18 protein-coding genes are annotated in these 15,418 nt (G+C 62.2%); 12 read left to right on the top strand and 6 right to left on the bottom strand.

Annotated features, from left to right (window positions below; translation table 11 throughout):
- The first annotated feature begins 214 nt into the window (after positions 1-214).
- Both JIN81_RS14390 and JIN81_RS14395 read left to right on the top strand, forming a co-directional pair.
- Positions 215-865, top strand: a complete 651-nt coding sequence (locus JIN81_RS14390; RefSeq protein ID WP_200281201.1) for a 4'-phosphopantetheinyl transferase family protein — start codon at positions 215-217, stop codon at positions 863-865.
- A 33-nt stretch (positions 866-898) separates the two neighbouring features.
- On the top strand, positions 899-2,332 hold the full coding sequence (locus tag JIN81_RS14395; protein WP_234044968.1) for a hypothetical protein: 1,434 nt from the start codon (positions 899-901) through the stop codon (positions 2,330-2,332).
- Here the strand turns inward: JIN81_RS14395 and JIN81_RS14400 are convergent, their stop codons facing one another.
- Positions 2,333-3,877 carry a xylulokinase gene (locus JIN81_RS14400; RefSeq protein ID WP_200281207.1) on the bottom strand — a complete coding sequence of 515 codons (1,545 nt, stop codon included), beginning with the start codon at positions 3,875-3,877 and terminating at the stop codon, positions 2,333-2,335.
- Positions 3,878-3,972: 95 nt separating this feature from the next.
- Positions 3,973-5,277 carry a xylose isomerase gene (gene xylA, locus JIN81_RS14405; protein ID WP_200281210.1) on the bottom strand — a complete coding sequence of 435 codons (1,305 nt, stop codon included), beginning with the start codon at positions 5,275-5,277 and terminating at the stop codon, positions 3,973-3,975.
- Between the two features lie 138 nt (positions 5,278-5,415).
- Here xylA and JIN81_RS14410 point away from each other — a divergent pair, with 138 nt between their 5' ends.
- From JIN81_RS14410 to JIN81_RS14425, 4 genes are all read left to right on the top strand, one after another.
- A complete protein-coding gene (locus JIN81_RS14410) occupies positions 5,416-6,531 on the top strand; it encodes a substrate-binding domain-containing protein (protein WP_234044971.1) in 1,116 nt (371 codons plus the stop codon).
- A gap of 60 nt (positions 6,532-6,591) precedes the next feature.
- Positions 6,592-7,623 (top strand): DUF4339 domain-containing protein, encoded by a 1,032-nt coding sequence (locus tag JIN81_RS14415; protein ID WP_200281216.1) that lies wholly within the window; start codon positions 6,592-6,594, stop codon positions 7,621-7,623.
- 133 nt (positions 7,624-7,756) lie between these two features.
- Complete coding sequence (locus JIN81_RS14420) at positions 7,757-8,122, top strand: hypothetical protein (RefSeq protein ID WP_200281218.1); 366 nt, start codon at positions 7,757-7,759, stop codon at positions 8,120-8,122.
- Positions 8,123-8,243: 121 nt separating this feature from the next.
- The gene (locus tag JIN81_RS14425) at positions 8,244-9,251 is read left to right on the top strand and encodes a CAP domain-containing protein (protein WP_200281221.1); all 1,008 of its coding nucleotides are present in this window, start codon (positions 8,244-8,246) and stop codon (positions 9,249-9,251) included.
- A 57-nt stretch (positions 9,252-9,308) separates the two neighbouring features.
- Here JIN81_RS14425 and JIN81_RS14430 read toward each other — a convergent pair whose 3' ends face one another.
- Both JIN81_RS14430 and ribD read right to left on the bottom strand, forming a co-directional pair.
- Positions 9,309-9,557 carry a hypothetical protein gene (locus JIN81_RS14430; RefSeq protein ID WP_200281224.1) on the bottom strand — a complete coding sequence of 83 codons (249 nt, stop codon included), beginning with the start codon at positions 9,555-9,557 and terminating at the stop codon, positions 9,309-9,311.
- Between the two features lie 68 nt (positions 9,558-9,625).
- On the bottom strand, positions 9,626-10,702 hold the full coding sequence (gene ribD / locus JIN81_RS14435) for a bifunctional diaminohydroxyphosphoribosylaminopyrimidine deaminase/5-amino-6-(5-phosphoribosylamino)uracil reductase RibD (protein ID WP_234044974.1): 1,077 nt from the start codon (positions 10,700-10,702) through the stop codon (positions 9,626-9,628).
- A gap of 111 nt (positions 10,703-10,813) precedes the next feature.
- Between ribD and JIN81_RS14440 the strand changes: the two genes are divergently transcribed.
- Genes JIN81_RS14440 through JIN81_RS14450 form a run of 3 tightly spaced genes read left to right on the top strand, consistent with a single transcriptional unit; the run spans position 10,814 to position 12,405 of the window.
- Positions 10,814-11,374, top strand: coding sequence for a tetratricopeptide repeat protein (locus JIN81_RS14440; RefSeq protein ID WP_200281227.1), 561 nt, complete (start codon positions 10,814-10,816; stop codon positions 11,372-11,374).
- A 41-nt stretch (positions 11,375-11,415) separates the two neighbouring features.
- Positions 11,416-12,060, top strand: a complete 645-nt coding sequence (locus tag JIN81_RS14445) for an SDR family NAD(P)-dependent oxidoreductase (protein WP_200281231.1) — start codon at positions 11,416-11,418, stop codon at positions 12,058-12,060.
- Between the two features lie 48 nt (positions 12,061-12,108).
- Positions 12,109-12,405 (top strand): hypothetical protein, encoded by a 297-nt coding sequence (locus JIN81_RS14450; protein WP_200281234.1) that lies wholly within the window; start codon positions 12,109-12,111, stop codon positions 12,403-12,405.
- Between the two features lie 12 nt (positions 12,406-12,417).
- Here the strand turns inward: JIN81_RS14450 and tsaE are convergent, their stop codons facing one another.
- Positions 12,418-12,837 (bottom strand): tRNA (adenosine(37)-N6)-threonylcarbamoyltransferase complex ATPase subunit type 1 TsaE, encoded by a 420-nt coding sequence (gene tsaE / locus JIN81_RS14455; RefSeq protein ID WP_325100889.1) that lies wholly within the window; start codon positions 12,835-12,837, stop codon positions 12,418-12,420.
- A gap of 127 nt (positions 12,838-12,964) precedes the next feature.
- On the opposite strand from tsaE, the gene rplU reads away from it, so the two are divergent.
- The 3 genes from rplU (at position 12,965) to JIN81_RS14470 (ending at position 14,041) form a co-directional block, all read left to right on the top strand.
- Positions 12,965-13,276 (top strand): 50S ribosomal protein L21, encoded by a 312-nt coding sequence (gene rplU / locus JIN81_RS14460; RefSeq protein ID WP_200281237.1) that lies wholly within the window; start codon positions 12,965-12,967, stop codon positions 13,274-13,276.
- 36 nt (positions 13,277-13,312) lie between these two features.
- Positions 13,313-13,573, top strand: coding sequence for a 50S ribosomal protein L27 (gene rpmA / locus JIN81_RS14465; RefSeq protein ID WP_200281240.1), 261 nt, complete (start codon positions 13,313-13,315; stop codon positions 13,571-13,573).
- 189 nt (positions 13,574-13,762) lie between these two features.
- On the top strand, positions 13,763-14,041 hold the full coding sequence (locus JIN81_RS14470) for a type B 50S ribosomal protein L31 (protein ID WP_200281255.1): 279 nt from the start codon (positions 13,763-13,765) through the stop codon (positions 14,039-14,041).
- A 167-nt stretch (positions 14,042-14,208) separates the two neighbouring features.
- Here the strand turns inward: JIN81_RS14470 and holA are convergent, their stop codons facing one another.
- Positions 14,209-15,300 carry a DNA polymerase III subunit delta gene (gene holA, locus JIN81_RS14475; RefSeq protein ID WP_234044980.1) on the bottom strand — a complete coding sequence of 364 codons (1,092 nt, stop codon included), beginning with the start codon at positions 15,298-15,300 and terminating at the stop codon, positions 14,209-14,211.
- Positions 15,301-15,418 lie beyond the last annotated feature (118 nt).

The following is a 15,418-nucleotide window of genomic DNA, read 5'->3' on the forward strand; positions in this document are numbered from 1 at the left end:
GTGATTTATGAATACGTAGATTACCGACCCACGCGATCCCGTAGGGCGCTCAATTGGGGCAATCGGAGCCCTTTTGCTCCCCCATAACGCTGGCCTCCGGACTCCATTTTCAAAATTTCCGCAACACCCGTTCGGAGCGGGCAAACCCGGCCCCCTCCCCTTGCTGCACCTTCTTCGTGACACCGCTTGCGCTTGCCGCTCAGAGTTTCAAGGCATGGCCGACATTCAACTGCATCTCATCGATCCCACCAAGATCGACGCCGCTTGGGCGAGATCAGTCCTGAGCATCGACGAGAAGGCACGCGCCGATCGATTCGTGTTTCCAGACGATGCCCGTCGCTGGACCTGCGTCCGGGCCGAGTGCCGACGTCACTTGGCCGCACATCTCGACATCCCCATCGACGAGATCACCTGGGAATATGGAGCCTACGAAAAGCCATCCATCACCGGCCACCCCCTGGCCTTCAACCTGAGCCACAGCAAATCCCTGTCCGCTCTCGCCATCGCCACGAAGGGCCCGCTCGGGGTGGATCTCGAACCCGAAGCGCGCGGCGAGGATCTGGTGGCCGACCTGCATGCGTTCTGCCACCCCGAGGAAATCGCCCGGCTTCCGGATCTCGGCAGAGCCAGGGCCTTGATCGAATTGTGGACGGCCAAGGAGGCTTTCCTCAAAGCCCTTGGCACCGGACTTTCCCAACCACCCGAGCAGGTGAGTGTGGATGGGCGCACTGCCCGAGGCCCTGTCCCCGGCTTGGCAGCCCTCCATTTGATCCGTCCCCGCCATCCGGCTCTCCGTCACCACGCACTCGCCATCGCGGCCCCCGTCGAACTCGGCGAAGTGGAGGTGCTTCACCACCACGAGTGAAGGTCGACATGCCGGTGGCCCTGTGGCAACTTGATGCGCACCCTCATGGACATCATCCAGTTCCATTGCCCCGCTTGCCGCACCCTTCTTCGAGTGCCACCCGCCGCCGCTGGGTTCCAAGGTCCCTGCCCGGCCTGCCAACGCGAGATCGTCGGCCCCGTTCCGGCAAAGGGTCTGGAAGCACGCCTTGCCCCTGAAGACGCCTTCACCCCATTTCCGGGCAGCCCCATCCCGGCGCCTCCCTCGGAACCAGAGCCGACTCCCCCGGCCAGCGAACCAACGCCCGAGCCAGAGCCGGAACTTCACCAGCCGCCTCAACCGCAACCCCAGTCGGAGCCCGGGCCGGAACTCCCGCGGAAGGACGATACGCCTCCCTTCCCCACTGCTGAAGAGCCCGAACCCTTCAGACCATTCTCCGACACGCCGGATGACCTCGCTCCTCCTGAAAATTCGAGCGAACCGATCACGTCAGAGCCCGCACTTCCTCAATCGGACAGTGGCGAGCCTGCTTCCCCACAGGTCCCCACCGAATGCCTCGCACCGAAGTCCGTGCGTCGACTGCGTGCCGCCGTCCTGATTCTTTCCTGCCTGCTTTGTTCGGTCATCAGCTACGTCTTTGGCTACGTGATGGCACAGAAATCACGCAGCTTCGCCCCGCCGATCTTCGCGGATCCGGCCGCCATCCTCGATAGCCCCGGAGTCCCCGAGGAACGCACCGAGACTCCACCGCCCGACCTCCCCGAGCTGCCCGACGACACTCCGTCCGAGGCCGACCTTGATGCCGACCCTCCGGAAATCGACCTGTCCGGCACCCCTGAATCCACCTCACCGGCTCCAGCGGCACGTGCCACACTCGACGCCTTCCTCAGCGCACCCGACTGGGCCAGCCGCAGTGCCTACGTCCTCGCCGCAGATGAAGTCCGCGCCGACATGAAGGCCCACGCCGAAGAATTCGGCGACGGCCCGATTGATACGACCGGGATCGAGCCCGCCTATGCCTTCCCCGACCAAGAGCACTTCATCGTCCGCACGGAAACCATTCCCACCGGCTTTCCCGTCACGCTTCAAAAGATCGGCACGGACTGGCGCGTCGACTGGCAGGTCTTCCACGAGTTCCACGGCGACCTTTTCCGCCGGTTCGCATCCGGGAAACTCGGAGCCACCGGTGAGTTCCACCTCTACCTGCGACCTCACGCCAAGCAGGACGCCAATGGCTTCACCCGCTATCAACTGACCGCCCCGATCGAAGGGCGCAGCTACCCTGCCTTCGGCAAACGGGGCAGCATGGCTCAGGCGAAAATCACCGCCTTGCTGGACAGCGAGGAATTCCGCAGCAACCCCGACATCCAGGAACTCCTCGACAAGGACGGAGTGCCGCTCGTGCTGAAGCTCAGCTACCAGTCGCGCGGCCAAGATCAGAACTTCCTCCTGATCGAGGACCTCGTCGCCCAGGGCTGGGGCCGCTGATCACCCGATCGCCGCCTCGAACGCCTCTTCATTGGCCGCGTAATCACTGCCGCCGCGAGGCGAAATCGTCCCGGCTTCATCCGCCTTGCAGAAAACCGCTTCAAGCTCAGTCAAGGAAGCACCCAGACTCGAGCATGCGGCACGCATCGCTCCGCCCAGCGCGACCGAGCTCGAAACCACAAGGCGCTGCACCTTGGCGCCGAACACATCGGCCGCGACCTGCGCCACCTCATCGTTCTGCGAAGCGCCACCCGTTAGATAAATCACTTCGGTCTCCAACTTCATCCAGCGGGTCCGGCTGCGCATGTTGATGAACTGACCCTCCACGCAGGCGCGAACCGCCGCTTCGGGTTCCTTCCACGACTCGAAATCGCCTCCACCCACCAGCACCGGCTCGGACGACTCCGTGCGCGGGCTGATCTCCGGACGGAAAAACGGCACCATGACCTTGCCGCCATTCCCCTCGGGCGTCGAGGCGAGCGCGGCAGAAAATTCATCCCAACCCATGCCGAACCGGTCCTTCACCGCCTCACGCGCCAAGGATCCATTGATGAAGCACTGCAGCGACATCGAACCACCGGATGGATTGCCGAACACATGCCCACAGCCATCCGGGTCGGACAGCACCTCGGGCATCGCAGCGAAGAACGTGTCGGAGGTCCCGAGCGAGACCACCACCTTGCCCGGCGTCGAAGCACCCATCCCGACAAGGCTGCTCGGATTATCTCCGGTGAATACCGTAACCGGCACATCGGCACCGAAACCGAAGCGCTTCTGGAAGTAGCCACAGACGGATCCCGCGACGTGGTCGCCCTGCACCACCGCCGGAAGCCGATCGCGCAAGCCGTCGGCAGTGGCTTCAAGAAGCACCTCGTCCCAATCCCAGTTGCCCAAATTGAGCAGGTTCATCCCGGCGCCGTCGCCCGTGTCGATCGGAGCATCCGTGCCGCACAGCACGCTGCACAGGAACGAACTCACCAAGTGAATCCTCGTGGTCGCCGCGTAGCCCTCCGGATCGATCTTCGAGAAGCGACGAATCTGCGGACCCGTGAAGCGTTCGATCGCAATCGACCCGGAGCGCACACAGACCTCACGGTCCCCGCCCACCGCGTCGGCAATCTCGCGACACTCCACCGTCGTCGATCCATCCATCCAGATTGGTGAAGTCTCACGCGCCAGACAAGGCCCGAGCTGCTCGGCGAGCGGGCTCGACGCATTCAGCGACGCCACCACCCCGGGCCAGCGTTCATTCAGATACACCGAGCCATGCTGCTGCCCGGCACCCGATACCGCCACCACCTGTGACAAGTCACATTTCCCACCCAGCTCCTCGAGCATCAGCTCGAGGGCATCCAGCCACATCCGCGGATCCGAATGGACTTCACCGTCCGCTCCGTCCGGGATGAATCCCGAGGGCGCACCATACTTCGGCAGGCGCTCACCGAAGTTCACCGAGGCCTCCGCCACCACCTTGCCGGCGGCAGGATCGATGACGATGGCCGAGCAAGACTGGGTCGAGGAATCAATACCAAGCGTGTAGGACATGGGAAGAGTCAGGAAAGGAATGGAAGGCAGGAAACGGGCAACGTGGCCGACCGCGCGGAACCCGCCACGCGGTCATCGGCACCCACATGCAGGAATCAGATGAACTCGTTGATCAGGTTCTCCAGCATCTCCTGGCGACCGGACGCAAGCGTCGGCTCACCGTTGGCCAGGGCGATCTTTTCAAGATCCTCGAAGCTGCATTGTCCCGCTTCGACCTTCTTGCCCAGCTCGCTGTCGAAACTGCTGTAGCGCTCCTTGACGAATTCCGCGAGGCGGCCGTCGGCGCGGATCGCGCTGGCGATCTTCAGGCCACGGGCAAAGGTGTCCATGCCACCGACGTGTGCGTGCATCAGGTCGATCGGATCGTGCGACTCGCGGCGGCGCTTCGCATCGAAGTTCAGCCCACCCGTGGTGAAGCCACCCATGCCGAGCACGACAAGCATCACCTGCGTGGTGCCGTAGATGTCGGTCGGGAACTGATCAGTATCCCAACCAATCAACGTGTCACCCCGGTTGGCATCGATGCTCCCCAGCATTCCGGCATTCGCCGAAACGGTGAGCTCGTGCTCCATGGTGTGGCCCGCAAGGGTCGCGTGGTTGGTCTCGATGTTCAGCTTGAAGTGATCCATCAGGCCATACTCGCGGAGGAAATTCAGGCAGGCAGCCGCGTCGCTGTCGTACTGGTGCGTCGAAGGTTCACGCGGCTTCGGCTCGATGTAGAAGGGACCGTCGAAGCCGATCTTCTTTGCGTGGTCGACCGCCATGTGCAGGAACGCACCGAGGTGATCCAACTCACGCTTCATGTCGGTATTGAGAAGTGTCGCGTATCCTTCCCGGCCGCCCCAGAAGGTGTAGCCCAGTCCATCGAGTTCCTTCGTGCACTCCAGCGCCTTCTTCACCTGCGCCGCCGCATAGGCATACACGCTGGCATCCGGTGAAGTCGCCGCACCTTGCGCGTAGCGAGGGTGGGAGAAAAGACAGGCCGTTCCCCACAGCAGCTTCACGCCCGTCTCAGCCTGCTTCTCCTTCAGCTTGGCCACCACGGTGTCCAGCGCCTTGTTCGAAGCCGCGAGGTCGCCCAGCTCCGGGGCGATGTCGCGGTCGTGCCAGCAGTAATAGTCGATCCCGATCTTCTCGAGGAACTCGAAGAACACATCGACACGCTTCACGGCGTTCTCCGTCGAGTTCGATCCATCATCCCATGGCATCACCGCCGTGCCACCGCCGAAGGGATCCCCCAGCTCGTTGCGCATCACGTGCCAGTACGGAGCCGCGAAGCGCAAATGCTCCTTCATGCTCTTGCCATCGACAAGCTCCTCGGGGTTGTAGTGCTTGAAAGCCAGCGGGTTCTTGGACGTCGGGCCTTCGTATTGGATCTTGTCGCAGTCGAAATAACTCATGTGTTCTGGATTAGGTTGGCCTCCATCCTCCACCAGCCCCACCCGAGACCGAAACCGCAAATTGCGACTCAGTTCTGTTGATTTGCGCCAAACAAGCTGCTCTCATGGCCGCCGATGCCTTCAACGATCGCGATCGTGATGTCCGAGGTCTTCCTCCGCCGTCTCACCCCTTCCCTGACTCCCTTCGTCCGGCGCCAGCAGGACTTCCACATCCTCAGCATCCACCGCCCCATCGAGGAACTGCGGCAACGACTGCAGGACCTCCAACCCGCCGGACTCATCACCGAGTGGCTGCCCGCCATCACCGACAGACTCCTCCAGCTGGAACTTCCCACCGTCATTGCCGACACCGATTTCACCTACCCGGGCGTGACCAGCATCGACGTGGATGACCACGCCGTCGGGGCCGAGGCCGCCCGCGCATTTCTCGAGGCCGGCTACCGCAGTTTCGCCTGCCTGGGGAATGGGGCTCCCTACTCGGACCAGCGCATCCATGGATTCCGCCAAGCCCTCGAAGCCGACACCTCATGCTCCGTGCACACCGAACCCTCCTTGCTCGAAGCCCGCTACAGTGAGAGCTTCACCAGCCCGAGCGATGCCATGCAGCAGTGGCTTCACGACCTGCCGAAGCCGGTCGGCATCTTCGCCGTCCATGATCCCCTCGGTCGCTTCCTCTGCGGCGCGTGCCAGACGCTGGGTCTGAAGGTTCCCGAACAAGTCGCTGTCATCGGCGCCAACAACGACGAACTCGTCTGCGGCTTGAGCTACCCGATGCTCTCCAGCGTCGCCATTCCCTGGGAAAAGATCGGTGCCGTGGTCGGCGAGGCGATGGAACGCCAACTCGCAGGCGAAACCGCCCCGCCCTCACCCATCCAGATCCCACCCGGTGGCGTCGTCCTGCGCCACTCCGCCAATCACCTTGCCGTCGAAGACGAGATGCTCCGTCGTGCCATGTCATACCTCTCCGAGCACCTTCAGGACCCCATCAGCATCGGCGAACTCTGCCACGACCTCAGGATCGCCCGGCGCAGTCTGGAGCGGAAGTTCCGCGAGTTCTACCGCTGCACCCCGTGGGAAATGCTCTGCCGGATGCGCGTCCGCCACGCCCGCCATCTCCTCGTTCAGACCAATCACCCGATCTCCCGCATCGCCGAGCTGTGCGGCTTCAATGATCCCGAGCGCATGGCCGTCGTCTTCAAACGCATCACCCACCAATCACCCAGCCACTTCCGGCGCACACCCCGCCCCGGATGACCCCGCTTTGCCAGCCCTTCCTTGCCGGTGGAAGGCACGCTTGATAGATCTTCAACCACAATGAGCGATTGGTATTACTCCCACCAAGGGAAGCAGCTTGGCCCCGTCCCCGTGTCCGAACTGGAACGGCTTGCCTCCAACGGAGAGTTCGACCCGGAAAAAGGTCTCGTCTGGAAGGACGGCATGGCCGACTGGCTGCCCGTCGCCTCCGTCCCCGAACTCGCATCCAACTTCAAGAAGCAGGATCAGCGCGGACCCCGGCAGAGCGAACCCACCCCACCTCCCCCGGAGGAGAGCAACCCCTACGCCACCCCGGAGGTCCAGAGTGCGGACCACTACCCGACCGACGGATCCACCCTTCCGGAAATCGAGCCCGGCAGCGAACCCGTCGACATCGCCGCCATCCTCAAAGCCTCCTTCGAAATCACGAAGCGCCACATCGGCATGCTGTTCATCATCGGTGCCATCATGATTTCCATCACGCTCGGCGTCAGCATCCTGATGGGATACATCGATACCTTGATCGGATACACCCCGAAGGAAGCCACCGATTTCGGCATCTCCACGGACAACCCGGATCTCGACGAGGCATTCGCCGATGCCCTCGACTCGGGAAGCCTCCTGAACCAGATCGTCAGCTCGCTCGTCGGCGTCTTCCTCGGCCTCGGAATCTTCCGGGTGGGACTCAACATCATCGACGGCCGCCCCTACACGATCGGCTCACTCTTCTCCCAGGGTGCACTCACCTTCCGCGCGTTTCTCGCCCAGGTTCTCTTCGGTCTGTTGTTCGGCGTGGGCATCCTCCTGTTCGTGGTTCCCGGCATCTACATTCTTCTACGGCTTGGACAGTACCAATTCGCCATCGTCGACAAGCACGCCGACGTCCTCGGTTCGTTCGCCTACAGTTCACGGATCACCACCGGCACCAAGATGCCCCTCTTCGGCCTCTACATCATCCTCTTCCTCATCAACATGCTCGGTGCGATCCCACTCTTCATCGGGCTCGTGTTCACCATCCCCTTCAGCGTCGTCTCGATGTCCCTCGCCTACCGCTGGATGCAGCACGGATCCGCCGCAGTGGCACCACGCTGATTCAGACTCCCTGCGCCCCGACCACCCGCCCCGGATCAACCGGTGCGGGTTTTGTTTTTTGCCGGAAATGAAGATTCCACTGAATACATTTCATCATCACCGGGTCAAAGGAACTGAATCTGAAAAACAACACATGAAGACCTTACTCACCTTACTCGCCGTTCTCGGAGCCCAGTTCATCGCAGCCCCGGAAGCAGAGGCCAGACCGTGCCAGCAGACCCACCGCTACGTCACCAGCCGTACTTCATGTGGATGCCCGATCTACACCCAGCGATACATCTCCTACTACGATCGCTGCGGCAATCCGGTCTACCGCTACCGCACCGAACCCGTCGTCCACCGCTGCAGACCGGCCCACCGGCATTCGAACACCGGCTACCGGAACCCCTACCATCCGCACTCGAAGCACCGCGCCGTTGCACCTCCGCGCTGCGGAAGCCCTCACGGCCACAGCCGGACGACCTATCGGCGCCCGTCCATCTTCAACCTGTTCCGCTGAGGACCGGTTCTGATCTCCCGCCGCCATCCCGTAATCCGGGGTGGCGGCTTTCATTTTCCATGATTTCGCGGCACGACTGCTTGCAACTGCACCGCTGAAAAGGCACCTCCCTTTCGTGCCCATGCGATTCCTTTTCCTTTCCCTCCTTCTGCTCGCTCCGCTTTCAGCGAGAGCCGATCAGGCCGTCGATGAATTGCTTGCCGCCTTCCAGACCCAACTGGAATCCGGCGGGGACATCACCCAACTCTGCAACAGCCTGGAGAATGCCGAACCCAAGACGCTCAACGCACTCTCCACCGCGCTCAACAAAGCGTGGCCCGGCGTGCGCGACCGCTACCTCAGCGCACTGACCGCCGCTGCCAAGCAGGGCGTGACCGGTGACCGGGCCGCCGCATCACGCCGCGTGCGTGAATTGCGCGGCGAATTCATGGCCGTCTACGGCCTCGGCGAAGCGCAGATGAAACCCCTGCTCAAGAGCAAGAGCATGCCGGCCCTCAAGGAGTTGCGAAAACTGCTCGAACCCACACCCGACGAGGTCATCGCCGGCGCCTCCGACGAAGTGAAGGCACTTCGATCCGCCGCAACCAAACTTGCCCGCTTCCGCGATGCCGCTCTGGACGCCGCCCTCTCCACCACTCCCACGGATTCCATGTCCTCCCTGAAGGCGAGCGAAAAGGAAATCGCCGCCAGCGCAGGTGATCTCCCGAGGGATGGCCTGAAGATTCTCGAGAAGAACCGGAAGATCGCGGAGAACGATGGTGTGCCCGCGGACGAAGCAAAGGGCGTCGAGGAATGCAATCGCTGGCGCCTCTACGTCGGACTCAACGCCCTCGTCCTCGACCCCGAGCTCTGCGAAGCATCGCGTGACCACTCCACCGACATGAAGGAGAAGGGGTTCTTCGCCCACGAGTCGCCGGTGCCCGGAAAGAAAACCCCTTGGGATCGTGCCAAGAATTTCGGCACCACCTCATCCGGAGAGAACATCTACATGGGCAGCACCGACCCCCATGGCGCCAATACCGGCTGGTTCTACTCACCCGGCCACCACAAGAACATGTTCAACCGCGGCCATTCCCGCATCGGCCTCGGCCGTGCCGGCGGTCACTGGACCCAGATGTTCGGTCGCTGACCGGAAGCCGGAGATGGATGACCGGATTCCCTCCGGTCACCCGCCCCACCAAGTCGATCACCCGGCGTGTTGAGCTCGCCCGGTCGATGCCAGACACCACAGGAGTGTCACCGCACCGGTCGCCCCCAGTACCGCACCGGCCAGTAGGCCGAGGCCGACCACACCCGCATCCCCCGAAAGGACCGCGAGCACCAGCGACCCCGCCATCAGCGCCGGGCTCGCAAGCGTGAGGCCGATGGCCACCAGATAACTCAATCCGGGCAGCACCCGGTCCTTCCACACATCCACTTTATTTTCTTCGTTCATAGCTTGTCGTTGTTGGACGAAGACAAGCTGCTCCCCACCCATGAACGGAGAATGAGGGGGCGGTGAAATCAATGCGCGGACGCCGTGAGGGAAGCATGCTCCACCACGCCACGCATCATCACATCGTCATCGAAGCGTGCGAATTGAATCTCGCTCAGTTTGACGCCGTCGGCAACCCCCTCACCCCCCAGCGCGGAAACCGGACCTCCACACAACATCGGTGCCGCAAACACCACGACCTCATCAATCAGTCCGTCATCCATGCAGACACCCGCCAGGTTTCCTCCGCATTCCAGAAGCACGGTGTGCACCCCGAGCTCATCAACCATGCGACGCAGCATCCCACGGACATCATCCCCCTTCCACACCCGGGTGCGGTCGGCATGGGCATCGGTGAACAAAGGGGCATCCTCAGGCAGCGCCCTCCCTTGTCGACTGATCACCACCCTCCACGGTTGCTCCCGCCCCTCCAACCACTGGGGATCTCGTAGATCGAGCCGCGGGTTGTCACGCCGCACGGTTTCACCCGAGGTAACGATGCCGTCCACCTCGGCACGCAGGCGCTGGACTTCGGCACGGGAGGACGTCCCGGTCAACCACATGCCCTCACCCGGAGGACGGGTCAACCGACCATCCAGGCTCATCGCCGTTTTCCAGATCATCCATGGCAATCCCGTTCTCTGAACCTTGTCAAAACCCCGGAGCAAGCGAAGCCCCTCATCCGCCAACACTCCGGCTCGAACCTCGATGCCCGCATCCCTGAGAATCCCATCCGCCGCCCCCGCATGCGCGGGATTCGGATCCGCGACGGCATACACCACCCTTGCGATGCCGTGTTCGATCAACCCTTCCGTGCAGGCCGGTGTTCTTCCCCGGGTCGAACACGGCTCCAACGTGACATAAGCCGTCGCACCACGCAGCACTTCACCGCCATGTCGCCCGATCACATCGGCCATCGCCTCACGCTCGGCGTGGGGCATGCCCGCACGTCGGTGCCAACCCGCACCGAGCTCGACCCCATCGCGAACGATGACGCAGCCGACCGCCGGATTCGGAGCCGTTCTCCCGATACCCCGGGCCGCTTCCTCAAGCGCCCGTCGCATCCACTGTTCATCCTCTTCCACACCCACGAAATGCAGGTTCATCGCAACTTGGGCAACTACTCTATTGAAGAAGCCGTGAATTGGTTCACAGTAAGAGATAGTAGAAATGGGACCCGCTCATCGTCGAAAACCCTATCTCCAACCCACAATCCAATGAAACTCAGCCTGATTCTAACCACACTTGTGCTTTCTCTGACCCCAGCCTTCGCCGACAAGGCCGATGACCTCTACAAACAAGGCATGGCGGCCGCCAAACAAGGAGATGCCGTCAAGGCTCGGGCCCTGCTGAATGAGGCTCTACGCCTGCGTCCGGACCATCCCTACGCACGTTTCCAACTCGGTCGACTCAAGGGAGCGGACAGCACCATGGCTGCCAAACAACGCGCTGCCAAACTCGCCGCCGTCACCGTCAGTGTGAACTTCCAGGAAGCCGAACTCGGAGATGCACTGGAAGCCCTCGGCATGATGGTTGAAAAGAAGACATCGGATGAACATGGTGAAGACAAAGCATTCACACCTAACTTCATGATTCAGGACCGGAGTGGGGAACTCGCCAAGTCACCCATCACCCTTCAACTCAAGGGAGTGCCCGCCAACAAGGTGATGGACTTCATGCTCCAGCAGGCCGGCGGCAACGTGCGCTATGATGAACACGCCATCATCATCCGCCCGAATCAGCCGGTCAAGCAAGCCACCCCGACCACCGAAGAATAGTCGCTTCCCCTCCGGACCACTCCGCCCCACCCTCGCCCGCGATGAACGAGCGAGTCCTGATCACCGGCGGCGAAGGCGATCTGGCAGCAGCCATCGCGGACACGTTTCGCCGGGCCGGCTTCGATGTGAGGAATCCCGGACGCCGGGAACTCGACGTTTCGTCTCCCGAGTCGGTCTCGGACTATTTCTCCAGCGCCGCGCCCATCGATCTCCTCATCGCCAATGCCGGATGCGCCGAGAACGGACTGCTCGCAAGGACGACCGAGTCCGCTTGGGACCGCCAGTTTGAAATCAATCTGCACGGCGCCTTTCGCTGCGCCCGCGCCGCCCTTCGCCCGATGGTCAAGCGGCGCCACGGGCACTTGATCTTTCTGTCCAGCTACTCCGCTCTTCACCCTCCCGCTGGGCAGGTGGCCTACGCCTCCGCCAAGGCCGGACTCCTCGGGCTCAGTCAATCGCTCGCTCAGGAGGTCGGACCTGCCAATATCCGCAGCAACGTCATCCTGCCAGGCTTCCTCGAAACCAAAATGACACGGGATCTCCCGCAAGCCCGCCGCGAACAGGTCCTCCAGGACCACCGACTCGAACGCTTCAATACCCTCGAAGCCACCGCCGAATTCATCCTGCATCTGCACCGCTCGATGCCCCACACCTCGGGTCAATGCTTCCAGCTCGACAGCCGTTGAGAAATTGTCGGATTGACCCCGCTCCCTCTCCCACTAGGATTCCGCCCCATGAAAGCCCTCGTCCTTGTTGCCCTCGCCGGGGTCACTGCATGCCTGAGCTCCTGCAGCACCGGAGCCCGCAGCCTGCAATCCCTGACCCGCTCAGGCGAAGTTGCATCCCGGTCGATCAGCAATTTGGACGATGCCGCCATCCGTTCGCAGGGCACCCTGCTCCGCACGGGTGATACCGCCGCCCGCAGTTACAACAACTACGAGCGTGCCCGCGCCAATGCACCGCGCACCGCGGCCCGCACCGCAGGAACCGTCAGCCGGCTGCTCGACTCGATCGGCCGCTCCTTCCGCTGATCTGCCGTCAGATCAGGGGCCGGTCGCTTCTGTGACCCGACGCGACCCGTCCGGCTGAATCTCGAATTTCAGCCATTTTGCATCCTCCGGCAACATGTCGGGGAATCGATCTCCCCATTCCGCGACGATCACGCCCTCCTCATCGAGCATTTCGTCCCAACCGATCCCCAGCAATTCCCCGGCAGACTCCAGACGGTAGAAATCCAGATGGAAAACCGGCAGTCGCCCTCCCCGATACTCCTGGACCAAGGCAAAGGTCGGGCTGGTCACTTCACCACCGTGACCCAATGCCGCCGCCAATCCCTTGGTAAAGTGGGTCTTGCCCGCCCCCAGTCCGCCCACCAGCGCGACCACTTCGCCGCCACGGAGCCCCGCTGCCACTTCCGCGCCCAGCGCCTCCATCATCTCCACGCTTTCGATCGACCATTCCACGGCGCTGAACAAAGCGATTTTCCGCCCAAGATCGAATTCAAAAAATTCCCTTGCCGCCTGCGTGAGGCTGTGGTGTCCTCCCCGCCCGCCGCAGAACCGCGGTGGACTCAACCTTTCTTCTACGGCCATGGCCTACGCAGTGATCAAAACCGGCGGTAAACAATACCGCGTCCAACAAGGCGACAAAATCGACGTTGAAAACCTCAACCTCGATGAAGGAACCATCCTTGAATTCAGCCCGCTGATGGTCGGCGAAGGTGCCGACGTCAAAGTTGGCGCTCCCGTCGTCGATGGCGCCAGCGTGAAGGCCACCGTGGTCAGCAACTTCCGCGGCCCCAAGGGCATCGCTTTCAAATTCAAGCGCCGTAAGGGTTTCCACAAAACCAAAGGCTTCCGCCGCGCATTCACCAAGCTCGAGATCAACGAGATCGCGGGCTGATCCGGCAATCCCTGAAATTCACAACCTTCCAAGGACATGGCTCATAAAAAAGGACAAGGCTCCGTCAAAAACGGTCGCGACTCCCGCTCCAAGCGCCTCGGCGTGAAGAAGTTCGGTGGCGAATCCGTCATCCCCGGCAACATCATTCTTCGCCAGCGCGGCACCAAGTGGCACCCAGGCAAGAACGTGTTCATGGGCAAGGACTACACCATCCACGCCGGCGTCGAAGGCAACGTTTACTTCGACCGCAACGGTCGTCGCGTGAACGTCCAGCCTCTCGAAGTGGCTGCGAACTGAGTTCGACCCGATCCCGATTCTTCAAAAGCCGCCGCCCCGCAAGGGACGGTGGCTTTTTCTTTGGCATCGATGACCCACCCCGATCGCTGAATATTGATCATCTCCATGCTCCCCGGCTTGACACGTCTCGGTGACCATGCATTCTCCCCGCCCCGCTGCGTTGGAACGTAGCATCTACCACCATCCGCCATGAAAAAGGATCTTCATCCCGAATACCATCCGGCCATCTTTGTCGACATGACGACAGGTGCCCGTTTCGTGACCCGTTCGACCAAGTCTTCCGAGAAGAAGGAAACGATCGACGGCGTTGAATACAACCTGATCTCGATGGGTGTCACCTCCGACTCCCACCCGTTCTTCACCGGTCAGAAGCAGTTCGTCGATACCGAAGGACGCATCGACAAATTCCAGAAGCGTTTCGGTGCTGTGCGCCGTGCCGGCAAGCCGAAGCTCGGCGCCGACAGCTGATCGCTGGAATACCAAGCGATTTTCCAACGCCCGTCCGCACCTCGCGGCCGGGCGTTTTTCTTGTGCAGGGATCCGCCTCTCTGACACGCCAACCTCCACTCGCAACAGAGCCGCTTCGAACCCTTGCTCAGGAGACGGCCCGGTCGGCTACGGACGGGCGGGATGCCCTAACGCTTTTTCACCGCCGCGCTGACCTGGGCGACCAACCGGTGCAGCACCAGTCGATGATCCAGCCCGGTGGTCACCAGCGCCTGATCCGCCTTCAAGGCGGACTCCATCACCGCACGCAATCCATCGAGACGAAACCGCGAGGCCGCCTGCATCGAAAGGAACAAGGGGTAGGCATTCACCCCGCCCGCCTTCTTCTGTGGAAGCCAGGCGCGCTGGATCTCCGGCAGTGCATCCAGTGCGCCCGCGAAGGCCCGGTAGTTGCCGCCACGCACCCCCATGTCCGCCACCACGCGAGCCATGAAAAGATTCCTCACCGTGGGAATGATCGAGGCACGCATCACCCCGATGGCACTCTCACCGCGCTCCAGCTGCTGATCGATCAGCTCGATCGCCCGCGCCGCATCGCCCACCTGCAGGGCCCGTCCGATTTCGAAAACCACCCCGGCGCGACTCATCGGCACCATCTTGCGGACGTCATCCAGCGACACCAAACGACGGTCCGCCCCGAGATACAGGTCGAGCTTCTCCAGCTCGCTGCCGATCTGACGGGTCGCTTCACCGGCGAGCATCACGAACAGCTCCAAGGCATCGTCTTCAAACTGAAGCCCCAGATCCTTGGCCCGGCCTACGACCAGCCCGGCGACCTCCTCCTCCCAGCCTTCCTTGGAAGTATCGATCTTCTCGTAACTGCGGACCTCCGCATGCTTCTGCAGGAACTTCCAGAACGCCCGACGCTTGTCGATGCCGGTCGCACTCAGCAGAAACACGACACCCGGTCCCAACCCACCGGCGAGACACTCGCGCAGCATCTCGACCCCACTCTGGGTCCGCTCGGAACGACCGGTCACGTCATCGACCAGAAAACTCGCCGACTTCAGCCAGACCACCTTCTCCCCTCCGAAAAAGGGCAGCGTGTTCAGCGATTCGACGACCTGCGAGCAGATCTGGAATGCCCCGTCCGAATTGTCCGCCGTGCCATCGATCGTCTCGTGGGTGAATCCGTCATCATTGCCACCAGTCAGTTCCTGATGAAGCCGCACGGCTTCCTCCTTCACCCGACCTTCATCGGTGCCGATGATTGCGTACATCCCTGCCACGACGGGGAGCGTGGCCACTCCCGCGCTCACTGCCAAGCCGTAAGGAGCGCGGGCAATCCTGCCCACCGAATCACCAAAACAAAAGCACCTCCCCCCGGCGACCCGCGCC

Origin of the sequence: Haloferula rosea (genome assembly GCF_016595525.1) — a bacterium.
GTDB lineage: Bacteria > Verrucomicrobiota > Verrucomicrobiia > Verrucomicrobiales > Akkermansiaceae > Haloferula > Haloferula rosea.